Source organism: Streptomyces sp. NPDC079167 (assembly GCF_040686735.1).
Lineage (GTDB): Bacteria > Actinomycetota > Actinomycetes > Streptomycetales > Streptomycetaceae > Streptomyces.
This window is the reverse complement of sequence record NZ_JBFBLO010000019.1, coordinates 84574-96706: the sequence shown is the minus strand read 5'-3', so window position 1 is coordinate 96706 and position 12133 is coordinate 84574. Positions and strand designations below refer to the sequence as shown.

Annotated in this window: 7 protein-coding genes; 4 read left to right on the top strand and 3 right to left on the bottom strand. The window is 69.3% G+C overall.

Annotated elements, in window-relative coordinates; translation table 11 throughout:
- The first annotated feature begins 10 nt into the window (after positions 1-10).
- The 4 genes from AB0P41_RS30290 (at position 11) to AB0P41_RS30275 (ending at position 6533) form a co-directional block, all read left to right on the top strand.
- Positions 11-2527 carry a glycoside hydrolase family 78 protein gene (locus AB0P41_RS30290; RefSeq protein WP_365935285.1) on the top strand — a complete coding sequence of 839 codons (2517 nt, stop codon included), beginning with the start codon at positions 11-13 and terminating at the stop codon, positions 2525-2527.
- A complete protein-coding gene (locus tag AB0P41_RS30285; protein WP_356715198.1) occupies positions 2524-3426 on the top strand; it encodes an alpha/beta hydrolase fold domain-containing protein in 903 nt (300 codons plus the stop codon). The genes AB0P41_RS30290 and AB0P41_RS30285 overlap by 4 nt, the downstream gene beginning before the upstream one ends.
- Positions 3427-3684: 258 nt before the next feature.
- On the top strand, positions 3685-4662 hold the full coding sequence (locus AB0P41_RS30280; protein WP_365935314.1) for a LacI family DNA-binding transcriptional regulator: 978 nt from the start codon (positions 3685-3687) through the stop codon (positions 4660-4662).
- Between the two features lie 413 nt (positions 4663-5075).
- Entirely contained in the window at positions 5076-6533 is a 1458-nt protein-coding gene (locus AB0P41_RS30275; protein ID WP_365935283.1) for an MFS transporter, read from the top strand.
- A gap of 155 nt (positions 6534-6688) precedes the next feature.
- Here AB0P41_RS30275 and AB0P41_RS30270 read toward each other — a convergent pair whose 3' ends face one another.
- From AB0P41_RS30270 to AB0P41_RS30260, 3 genes are all read right to left on the bottom strand, one after another.
- Entirely contained in the window at positions 6689-8167 is a 1479-nt protein-coding gene (locus AB0P41_RS30270) for a family 43 glycosylhydrolase (RefSeq protein WP_356715194.1), read from the bottom strand.
- 233 nt (positions 8168-8400) lie between these two features.
- Complete coding sequence (locus tag AB0P41_RS30265) at positions 8401-9300, bottom strand: hypothetical protein (protein ID WP_356715192.1); 900 nt, start codon at positions 9298-9300, stop codon at positions 8401-8403.
- 425 nt (positions 9301-9725) lie between these two features.
- The gene (locus AB0P41_RS30260; RefSeq protein WP_356715190.1) at positions 9726-11963 is read right to left on the bottom strand and encodes an MMPL family transporter; all 2238 of its coding nucleotides are present in this window, start codon (positions 11961-11963) and stop codon (positions 9726-9728) included.
- Positions 11964-12133 lie beyond the last annotated feature (170 nt).

The window sequence follows — 12133 nt, the reverse complement described above, 5'->3', positions numbered from 1 at the left end:
AGAAACAACCATGCCGCACCCGTGGCAGGCCTCATTCATCAGCGCCGCAGCTCCGTCCGCCGAGGGCGATCCGGCACCGTACTTCCGCCGGGAGTTCGAGGTGACCGACGGCCTCCGGCGAGCCGTACTGCACGTCACCGGCCTGGGCATCGTCGAACCGTATGTCAACGGCGTCCGGGTCGGTGACGAAGTACTCGCGCCCGGCTGGACCAGTTACCGTCACCACCTCACGGTTTCGGCGCACGACGTGACCGACCTGCTGACGGCAGGAGCGAACGCCCTCGGGGCCGTCGTCGGCGAGGGCTGGGCGGTGGGACCGCTCACCTGGGAGAACCGACGCCACAACTACAGCGACCGGCCTGCCCTGTTCGCACAGCTGGAGCTGCACTTCGACGACGACCGCGTGGAGATCGTCGGTACCGACGGGTCCTTCCGCGTCGGCACCGGATCCGTGCGCGCCAACGGCATCTACGCGGGTGAGACCCACGACGCCCGCCTGGAGCCGGACGGCTGGAACCGCCCCGGCTTCGACGACTCCGGCTGGGACCGTGCGGCGCCCTTCGAATGGAACCTCGAAACGCTGCGGGCACCGATGACGCCGCCGATCCGGCGCATCGAGGAGCTGTCACCGAAGGTCGTGCTCACCAGTCCCTCCGGGCGCACGATCGTCGACTTCGGACAGAACATCTCGGGTTGGGTGCGTCTGAGGGTCCGGGGCCGGGCGGGAGACACCGTCACGCTGCAGCATGCCGAGATCCTGACACCCGAAGGGGAGCTGGAGACCGAGACCAACCGCACCGCCGCCGCCACCGACCGGTACACACTGTCCGGTGAAGGCGAGGAGACCTGGGAGCCGCGCTTCACCTTCCACGGTTTTCGCTACGCAGAGATCGACGGCTGGCCCGGTGACTTCGACGCCGAGGCAGTGCGTGCCGTCGTCGTCCACAGCGACATGACGCGCACCGGCTGGTTCGAGACGTCCCACCCGCTGGTGAACAAGCTGCACGAGAACACCGTCTGGTCGATGCGGGACAACTTCGTCGGTGTCCCCACCGACTGCCCGCAGCGCGACGAGCGCCTCGGCTGGACGGGCGACCTCAACGCCTTCGCCCCCACCGCCACGTATCTCTACGACGTGCGGGGCGTCCTGGAGTCCTGGCTGCGTGACCTGGCGGCCGAGCAGGCGGAGACAGGGAACGTACCGATGGTCGTCCCGGACGTCCTGCGGACCGGGTCCACGCCCACCGCACTGTGGGGTGACGTCGCCATCAGCCTTCCCTGGCAGCTGTACCAGGAGTACGGCGATCCCGCCGTACTACGTGCCTCGTACGCCTCCATGACCACCTTCATGCGCGCGGTCGAACCCATGCTCGACGAGCACGGACTGTGGAGCAGCGGCTTCCAGTACGGGGACTGGCTCGACCCGGACGCGCCGTCCGACAACCCGGCCGGCGGGAAGACCGACGCCCATCTGGTCGCCTCCGCCTACCTCTGCAGGACGACACGCGAGCTCGCACGGACCGCCGAGATCCTCGGCGAGACCGCGGACGCCGATTACTTCACCCGGCTCGCCGAGCGGGTGCGTGCGGCGTTCCGCAGGGAGTACGTGTCGTCCGCCGGCCGGGTCGTGAACGAGTCCGCTACCGCGTACGCCCTGGCCGTCATGTTCGGAGTCCTCGACGAGAACCAGCTCGCGACCGCCGGCGACCGGCTCGCCGCGCTGGTACGCAAGGCGGACTTCGCCATCGCCACGGGCTTCGCCGGCACACCGCTGATCACGGACGCGTTGACGGTGACCGGCCATCTCGCCGAGGCATACGACCTGCTCCTCCAGGAGAAGGCCCCGTCGTTCCTCTATCCGGTGACGATGGGAGCGACCACCATCTGGGAACGGTGGGACTCCGTGCTGCCTGACGGCACGCTCAACTCCACCGGCATGACCTCGCTCAACCACTACGCCCTCGGAGCCGTGGCCGACTGGCTGCACCGCGTCGTGGGAGGGCTCGAACGCGTGGAACCCGGCTGGCGTCGCTTCCGCGTGGCCCCCCGGCCGGGGGGCGGCCTCACCTCGGCACGGGCGGCACACGACACCGTCCTCGGCCGTGCCGAGGTCTCCTGGCGCTTCGAAGGCGAGGACATGCTGGTCGACGTCACGGTGCCCGAAGGCGCGACGGCGACCGTCGAGCTGCCCCTGCACCCGGAGCAGCTCGTCGAGCACGTCGGTGCCGGCGACCATTCATGGCGCTACCACGCCTCGGGTACCAGCGTCCGTCCCGAGATCACCATGGAAACACCCATCCGCGACATCCGACGTGATGCCGAGCTGTGGTCGGCCGTCCTTGATGTGCTGCAGACCTACTTCCCCGGTGTTCCCATCAAGGCAGCCGGTGACCACATCGACGACATGCCGCTCGCGGCCATGGCGGCACGCGTGCCCGACACCGCCGCCGACCTGGAGCGGGATCTGCGCGCCTTGTTCGGCAAGTCCGCCGCCGCGCCCGGTCCCGGCGAAGGCTCTCGGTCATGAGGGGCAGGACTGCACGGGTGATGGCCGCGCTGCTCGACGGCATCGACCATGCCGACGACTCCGTGCCGGGCCGCCACGGCGGCATCCCGGTCAGGCGCTACCGTCCCGACGGCCCGCCGGTGGGCACTCTGGTCTGGTTGCACGGCGGCGCGTTCTCCCACGGCGGTCTAGACCAGCTCGAGTCCCATGCCGTGGGCGCCGCCCTGGTCCGGCGAGGGGTCGAGGTCGTCGCGGTCGACTACCGCCGAGTGCCGCGGTGGAGTCCGTGGCGCGACCCTCGTCCCGGCCGGCTTCCGGGCGTGCGCTTTCCTGTACCGCTCGACGACGTCGTGGATGCCTTCGGCGCCGTGTCACGCGAGCGGGGTCCCGTCCTGCTCGGCGGGGCGAGCGCCGGGGCTTGCCTCGCCGCGGCCGCCGCGCTGCGCATGCACGCCGAGGAGGATGCGCTGCCCGCAGGTCTCGTGCTGGCGTACGGCACCTTCCACGCTGAACTTCCGCCGATCCCCGAGGAGATGCGCGGCCGGGTGCGCGGCCGTCACGGGCTCGTCCAGTTCCGTCCGGACACCGTACGGCGAATGAACCACAACTACGCGGGGTCCGCCGAGGCGATGGCGCTCCCGTTCGCCTTCCCCGGCGGCCATCGGCTGCCACCGCTGCCGCCCTCCCTGATGGTCGATGCGGACCGTGACACCCTCCGGGCCTCCGGCGAAGCGTTCGCCGGAGAGCTCTCGGCCTCCGGCACCGTTGTCACTCACCATGTCGTCCAGGAGGCCCCGCACGGGTTCCTGGACCGACCGCACCGACCGCACTTCGCCGCGGGCACCGCACTCATCGGCGACTGGATCATCTCGAGGGGCGCGGGAGGGGTGGACCGGCACGGCAGGAGACCTGAGCGGTGAAGGACAGTCGCCCGGTGTCGCGCTGGCCCCCGGTCTCCCGTGTCCCCCGGAGACCGCGCCTCGGTGCGCGGATCGTCCCTGCCGGTGACCCTGGTGGGAGAGTGGAAAGCCCAGACGCCAGAAAAGGCCGTCGGTCGCACCAGCCCGTTCCACGACGGTGCGTGGAACGTATCATCGACACACTGTCGCGACGTGCGGCGAACAGGGCTGCCGCGGGCCGGACCGCGTCATACCGACGGCTGGGACGGGCTGGAGACGATGACGCACCCTCGGAAACGGAGCACCAGCGCCGACGTCGCCAGAGCGGCGGGGGTCTCACGTACCACTGTGAGTTACGTGCTCAACAACCGGCCCGGGGAGGTGATCCCCGAGGAGACCCGTCGGCGCGTCATGGAGGCCTCCGAGCGCCTCCAGTACCGGGCGAACTCCTCCGCCCGTGCACTCGCGGCGGGCAGGAGCGACATCGTCCTGTTGTCCATCCCCGACCTGCCGATCGGCCCCAGCATCAGCCGCCTCGTGGAGGAGCTGGCGTCCTCGCTCGCCGAACACGGCCTCACCCTCGTCACCCACCTGATGGCGGGACAGTCCCGGAGTCTTCCCGACGTGTGCGCCGCTGTGGGAGCGTCCTCGGTGCTCGGCTTCGAGGCGTTCGACGACGACGTCGTGCAGGCCATGCAGCGGCTCGGAGTCACCGTCATCTCTCCCCACAACAGAGGCCTGTTGCCTTCGATGGCCCCGTTGGGGCGGTTGCAGGCGGAGCATGTGATCTCCCGCGGACACCGCCGGATCGGCTACCTCCTGCCGACGGAGATCAAGTTCCGGAGCATGGCCGAGGAGAGGTTGCAGGGTGTAGCCGGTGCCTGCGCGGACGCAGGCGTGAAACCCCCCTTGGCCCTGGCCTCCGACATGGAGATCGAGGACCTCGTGCGGCCGCTGGGACGCTGGCGCGAGGCTTCCGTCACAGCGGTCTGCGCCTTCAACGACGAGTACGCCATCGCCTTGCTCGCTGCGATGCACCACGTCGGTCTGCGGGCTCCCGGGGACCTGGCCGTCGTCGGAGCCGACGACATTCCGATGGCACGCTTCGCCGTGCCCGCCTTGTCCACGGTGTACTTCGATCTGCAGGAGGCGGGGCGTCACCGGGCCGAAGCGGTGGTGGCCGACCTCGGTGGAGGGCGCCCGCGCTCCCCGTCGCCCACCGCCAGCCTGCGGCTGGTGCAGCGGTCCACCACGTGAGTCCGCCGCACCGGTGAACTGCCGCAGGCTCCGCGCACAACTCGAAAGAGTGCCCACCACCCACCCGATGACCTCCGTTGTGCACTCGTTACCAACGAGTGTCTTGCTGAGGTAGCACCACTGTTGTTTGCTACTGACGCGCGCCACTGACGCGCATCAGTAGCCTGCTGGACCACCAGAGCGGGCCGGACAGCCGGCTTCGGCGGCCGCACCGGTCCGGCGACCGGCACACACCACCCCGAACGCTCTGCGGCCTCACCCTCTCGTCGGCTGGCTTGAATCGATTCAGCGCAGCGCGATCCCCTCATTGCCCTCCATCCACAGCACGGCCCCGTCGGTCTTTTCGTCACGACAGGCATCACCCGTGTCCGTCGGAACGACCGCGTGACGGGCTCCGCCCAGAAAGGTGAACCATGTCCTCAACCGAATCCGCCCCGGGCACGAGACCCGAGGAGGGCGGCTTCTCCACCCGCCACGCACTCGCGCTCGTCGCCTTGCTGTGGACCGTCGCGCTCAATCCGATCACCGGACTGCTCGCCGGCAATGCCCAGGCGGAAGTGGCGATTCACTTCCGCACCACGCAGATCGCGTGGTTCACTCTGGGCGCCGCTCTGATCGGCACCTTCTTGACACCCTTCGCCATGAAGGCCGCGGCCATGTACGGCAAGAAGCGGGTCCTGGTCGTCATCACCATCCTCGGACTCGTCGGTGACGTGATCGCGGCGATGGCGACCAACTACGAGACCCTGTTGGTAGGACGCATTTTCGCCGGTGTCTACGGCCCTTCGGCATTCATCGCCTATGCGATGGCCCGTGACGTGTTCCCCAAACGCCTGGTCGGCACGGCCAGTGGTGTTCTCGCGGCCAGTATCGGGCTGGTCGGGCTGGGCGGCCCCTTCCTGTCGGCCTGGCTGCTCGACAGCAACGGCTTCCGAGCCGCGCTCTGGTTCATCGCCTGCTCCGCCGCCGCATGCCTGCTGCTTCAGCTCTTCTGCATCCCCGAAAGCCCGGTGCGGGAGCCGGACCAGCGCATGGACTGGATCGGTGGCCTGCTGCTGGGCGGCGGCCTCACCGCTGTCGTCTATGCCATCGGCGAGGGTTCTCACTGGGGTTGGACGAGTGGCAAGACCCTCACCTGGATCGAGGTGGGCGTCCTGGCGGTACTCACCTTCATCCCCTACGAGGCCAAGGTGGCACATCCGCTCGTCCCTCTCACCTTGATCAGGAGGCGCCGGGTGTGGACGGTCTTCCTCGCCACCTCCGTGGCCGCGGGCGCGGCCTACGCGGTGGGCACGGTGACCATGATCCTCACCCTCATGCCGGAGATCCCCGATGTCTCCGACGGATTGGGCTGGTCGGTCACCAAGAGCGCCGTGGTCAGCGCCCCGACCAGTGTCCTGGTCATCGTGATCGCCGCTCTGGCGGGCAAGTTCGCCCGCCGGGTCGACACCAGGATCCTCCTGGCCATCGGTGGCGCCCTGATCACGACCGGTTACCTGGTCGCGTCGCAACTGCACCACAACGAATGGCAGTTCGTCGCGATGGGCCTGATCGCCGGCCCTGGTATGGGTCTGGTCGTTTCCATCATGCCGATCATGGTGATCCAGTCGGTGGCTCCGAAGGAGCAGGCCCTCGCCAACGGCTCACAGTGGCTCGTGCAGGGCGTGATGCAGGTCGTCATCACCCAGTTGGTCTTCTCGACCATGGCCCGCGACGGCGTGGTCGCACAGGGCACACAGTTCTATCGCGACTCCGGCTTCACCAACGCGTTCCTGCTCGTGGCCGGCGCCTGCGCGGTGGGAACACTTCTGGTGGCAACCATCCCGAAGGCCCGGCCGGTCGACACCGTTGAGGCCGGCCAGGCGGCCTGACACCCTGCGCCAGGGGGCCGGGCCCCGCGAGGACCCGGCCCTGAACCACCCTCACATGGGCGCTGTGCGCCGAAGAGGGCCCACCCGGCCAACCGACACAGGTGCAGACGCCTCGTCAGGTTCGCTGGGACTGCGAGGCTTGGCTGACGGCCGTGTCACCCCTGATGTGTGGAGTAGGCCACCTCTGCGAGCACGATCTGGCCGTCCACCAGCTCGACGCCGAGCATCCGGCTGGTGAAACCCCCAGCCACCTCCGTGGAGAGGTAGCGCCCGTCGAAGGTACCCAGGACACTGCAGGCCCCGTCGTCGTCCACTACGGCGAGTTCCACGAGATCGGGTTGGGCGGGTGTACCGAACACCCCTGGGCGATCGGAGTCACGGACGGTGATCCGCAGGGTGACCGGCTTCCCGAGGGGACGGGGCTCCCGTGCGACCGAACTGACGGCGGGGCCGATCGAGACCGTCGCCTCCACGCTGTCCGCGTCGGCGGTCAGTCCGTACCAGTGGTCGCTGTCGATCCGGAGCAGGAAACGTCCGGTGCCGGCGGAGGTGTCCATCCGTACCTGCGCCGTCCACTGGGTGTCCCGGGCGCGTGTCAGGAGCATCACCGGCGCCTCCTGTTGCCCCTGCCTTTCGAGGATGAGGCGGCCTCGGCCCTCACGGCGGGTGAAGACAGCGGGGTTCGTGCCGGGTGCGACCCAGCGTGGATCCAGTTCAGGCGCCTCGAACCTGTCGGTGAAGCTGTGCTCCTGCGGCTCGACCGCGAACCGCTGCTCGTCCACGACCGGCCAGCCGTCCACCCAGTCCACACCGGCGACGAATGTCTCACGCCCGTTGACATGGAACTTGGGCGTCGCTCCACGGGGCCGCACGCCCAGATAGACGAGGGCCCATGAGCCGTCGGCCAGTTCGACGAGGTCGCCGTGCCCGGTGTTCTGCACCGGGTGATCCGTGCTGCGGTGCGTGAGGACCGGGTTGCGGGGAGCCGCCTCGAAAGGCCCGTCGAGGGTCCGGGCGCGGGCGACGGTGACGGCGTGGCCTCGCTCGGTGCCGCCTTCCGCCAGCAGGAGATACCACCACTCCCCCACACGGTAGAGGTGAGGGCCTTCCGGCGCCGCGAGACCGGTGCCGTTCCACAGCAGGCGGGGGTCCGCCAGCATGTCGCCCGTCATGGGATCGATCGGCACGCTCGCGATGCCGTGCAGGCCGGGGAGGAAGGAAGCCCAGGTGAGGTGGCATACCCCTGCCTCGTCCCAGACCAGGTCGGGATCGATGCCGATGGTTCCTGCCACGTGCACCGGATCGCTCCACGGTCCTTCCGGGTTCTCGGACGACACGATCAGGTGTCCCCGGCGTATCTCGTGAATGTTCGTCGTCACCAGCCAGAACCTGCCGTCGTGGTGGCGGAGCGTCGGCGCGTAGATGCCCGAGCCGGCGTAACCGGTGTGCGGCGCGAGCTGACTCGGACGGGTCAGTACGTTGCCGATGTGGGTCCAGGTGAGCAGATCGGTGCTGCGGTGGACGGGGACGGCCGGTACGTACTCGAAGCTGCTGTTGGCGAGGTAGTAGGTGTCACCGACGCGGCAGACCGAAGGGTCGGGGTGGAATCCGGCGATGGCTGGTGTGACGGACATGACCATGGTCTCTCAGTCTGTTCGGGATGCGGGCGCTCGGTGTTGGTCGGCCGGGCAGGGCGGCTCGATGGAGCTGCCGCCCACATGGTGGAAGCGGCGTACTGACGCGCGTCAGTAGCCAATAGGAAGCCTGTGGCCGTTCACAAGGTGTACGTCGTCAAGATCGGGTAACGCCCGGAACCCGTACACAGCGCGGTATCCCCGCCTTCGCGGAGCCCTGGGGAGGGACGGGCTCACACGGAAACGACCGCGGCACCGGCCGGACAGTCACTGTCGGACGCTGCGCGTGAAGGCGCTGCCACGACATCACAGGGCTTGACGGCTGCAGAGCTGTGCCGCGTGAGCAGGAAGACCCCGCGTGCGGTCAACGCGGCACCCGTGAGAGCCAGAGCGGCCCCCCAAGGACCTCCCGGTACCCGTTCGCCGAGGAGCGCCACACCGATGAGCGTCGCCGTGAACGGGTTGACGAGGGTGAGGATCGCCAGGGGCGTTCCGAGGCCGCCCGTGTACGCGGCCTGGGACAGCAGCAGACCGGCCATGGCCAGGCCGATCGTCGGCAGCGCCACCAAGGCCGTCTGCCAGGAGATCAGACGGTCCGCGTTCAGCACGGTCTGAGTGAGGGCCGAACCGCTGCCGGAGACGACTCCGGAAGCAGCGGCTAACGCCGGTGCACGCAGGGCGGGGTGCCGGACGGACAGCGCGAGGGGGACAGCGAGAAAGGCGGTTGTCGCAACGCCGAGAGCACCGGAGGCGGTGAGAAAGCCGCCCGACCCGGTGGTGAAGGTGAGCGGGATGAGCAGGGCGAAACCGGTTGCGGTCAGGCAGAGGGCCTTCCATTCGGCGCGGCTGACGCGCCTGCCGGCTGCGTGGGCGCCGATCGGGACGGCGAGGACGACGGTGAGCGCACCGAGGCACTGCACCAGGCTCAGCGGTCCGAAGGCGAGAGCCGCGACGTGCAGTAGAGCACCCAGGGCGTTGGTGCCGGTGGACACCCACCAGGCGGCGTCCGTCAACACCGCCCGCAGGCCGCCCGTGGCGGTGTTCTTCCCGGCCACGCGGTGCTGCATCGCGGCCGCGACCGCGTAAGCGACGACGGAGGCGAGCGCAAGGGCCACAGCAACCGGGGTGTTCATGACGAGCTCTCCAATCGGAACGTACGGTCTGCCCCCACGCCCGCCCACGGCTCTGCCCGACCGGGGTCGCGCGCGTCTACTGGCCGTGGAAGCGAGTTGCCAGGTCTTCACGATCTCGTCGAACAGGCGGTCAGGACGAGACAGCACGCCCCCCGACCTGTGGTGTAGCGGAATACACCGGTCGCACCGCACCCGGCGGGGGTGGGCCGCCCCGGAACGGCACAGGACCGGGCCGGCCCGACAGCTCCGCAGACGCGGGAACGCACGGGCCCGGTGGCCCGAGCGGAATGCGCTCGGGCCACCGGGCGTGGGACTCGCCGCCCCGTCCCCACGGGCGAGGCGAGTCATGGGGCCGTTGCCGCTGGGTGCGGCCCCGGTTCGTCGGTGGGCGCGTGGAAGGCCACCCACCGAGGTTGCGGCGTGCTCTACCCGCGGTACGCGGGCACGCTCTCGGGCTGGTCAGCCGGTGCGTCCGGGGTGGTGTGCTTGCTGGTGAGCGCCTCACCTTCGATGTCGACGTTGGGCAGGAGCCGGTCGAGCCAGCGCGGCAGGCGCCACGCGCGGTCGCCCAGGAGGGCGAGGACCGCGGGCACGATGGCCATCCGGACCACGAAGGCGTCGAAGAAGACGGCGACTGCCAGGCCGAAACCGATTACCTTGATCATGGATTCGGCTGAACCGATGAAGCCGGAGAACACCGCCATCATGATCAGCGCGGCGGCGACGACCACGCGTGAGCTCGAGCGGAAGCCGGAGACGATGGCCTGGCCCGGCCGCTCACCGTGGACGTACGCCTCGCGGATACGGGAGACAAGGAAGACCTCGTAGTCCATGGCGAGGCCGAAGACGATGCCCACCAGGAAGATCGGCATCATGCTCATGATCGGACCGGTCTGCTCGACACCGAGCAGCTCGGCGCCGTGCCCGTGCTGGAACACCATGACCACTGCGCCCAGGGCAGCCAGCACGGAGAGCAGGTATCCCAGAGCCGCCTTGAGTGGCACGAGGATGGAGCGGAAGACCAGCAGCAGGAGCACGATGGCCAGGCCCACCACGACGATCAGGTAAGGCACCAGCGCCGACTGGAACTTCTGCGCGAAGTCGATGTTGGCGGCGGTACTGCCGGTGATCTCATAGGTGGCGCTCGCCTGCTGCTCCACGGCCGGGCGCTCGCCGCGGATGGTCTTCACGAGGTCGATCGTGGCCGCATCGGTGGGGCTGGTGGACGGGGTGGCGGTGATGACGGCCGCGTCGCGGGCCTGGTTGAACTGGGCCGGGGAGACGGACACGATCCCGTCGGTGGAGCCGATCTCCTTGGAGATCGTGCTCACGGCGGCCTCGGGGTCGTCGCTGTTCTTGGTGTCCACCACGACGGTCAGCGGGCCGTTGAAGCCGGGACCGAAACCGTCGGCCAGGGCGTCGTAAGCGCGGCGCTCGGTCGTGGAGGTGGGCTTGGACTCGTCACCGGGCATGCCCAGCTGCAGGCCGGTCGCCGGTATGGCGACCGCTCCCAGACCGACCACGCCCAGCAGGAGCACGGGCAGCGGGTGGCGCACTACAAGGCGGGCCCAGCGGCTGCCGGCGTTCTCGGTCGACCCGCCTCGATCGTGTCCGGCTCCCGGGCGGTCGCGCTTGGTCCCCTTGCGGACACGACGGGCGAGTACGGCCTTCGGCCAGAATCCCAGCAGGGCCGGCACCAGTGTGAGACAGATGAGGACCGCGATGACGACGGCACCGGCGGCACTGAGGCCCATCTTCGTGAGCATCGGGATGTCCACCACCGACAGGCCGGCGAGAGCGATGACCACGGTCAGGCCGGCGAAGACCACGGCGGATCCGGCGGTGCCGGCGGCGAGTGCGACGGCCTCTTCCGGGGCACGTCCCTTGGCGCGCTCCTCGCGGTAGCGGGAGACGACGAACAGGGCGTAGTCGATGCCGCATGCCAGTCCGAGCATGGAGGCGAGCGTGCCGGTGGTCAGGGAGAGGCCGAAGGTGCTGCCCAGAGCGATGATGCCGGTCATGCTGACACCGACACCGATGATCGCGGTCAGCAGCGGAAGTCCGGCTGCGGCCATGGAGCCGAAGGTGATCAGGAGGACCACTGCGGCCACCGCGATGCCCATCGCCTCGGCCGATCCGCCGGCCGCGGGCTGCGTCGCCAGGGCGTTACCGCCGATCTCGACCGTCAGACCGGTGTCCCTGGCCTGGTCGACGGCTGTCTCCAGCTGTTCCTTGCTCGCGTCGGTGAGGTCCGCCGCCGCCACCTCGAAGGTGACGGTCGAGTATGCGACGGAGCCGTCCGCGCTGACGGCATCCGCCTGGAAGGGGTCGACGGCACGGACCACCTGTGAGCCGTCACCGGCCTCGTCGACCAGTTCCTCGATGGCCGCCTTGTTCTGCGTGGCGGTGACCTTCTCCCCGTCAGGCGCGATGAAGACGAGCCGAGCACTCGCGCCCTCGGCTCCCGACCCCGGGAAACGCTCGTCCATCAGGTCGAACGCCTTCTGCGATTCCAGGCCCGGCATGGCGAACCCGTCGTCGGGTGCGGCCGGAGCCTTGACGGCGGCGAAGCCCGCGGCGGCCAGAACGGCCACCCACAGGAGCGTGACGAGCCATCGCCACCGAAAGGCCATACGACCGACTTGGTACAGGAAAGTTGCCATGGCGGGGAGAACGCCTCCACATCAGCGGTACAGAACAGGGAAAACGGGCTGGCCCCGCATCCGCTCGACGGATGCGAGGGGGTGTGCCCTCTGCTCTCCACGATCCCGTCCGGCGCGTGCCGCGACGAGGGAGTGATCTCCCGAACCGGTGGTGTAGCCCGCTACACCAC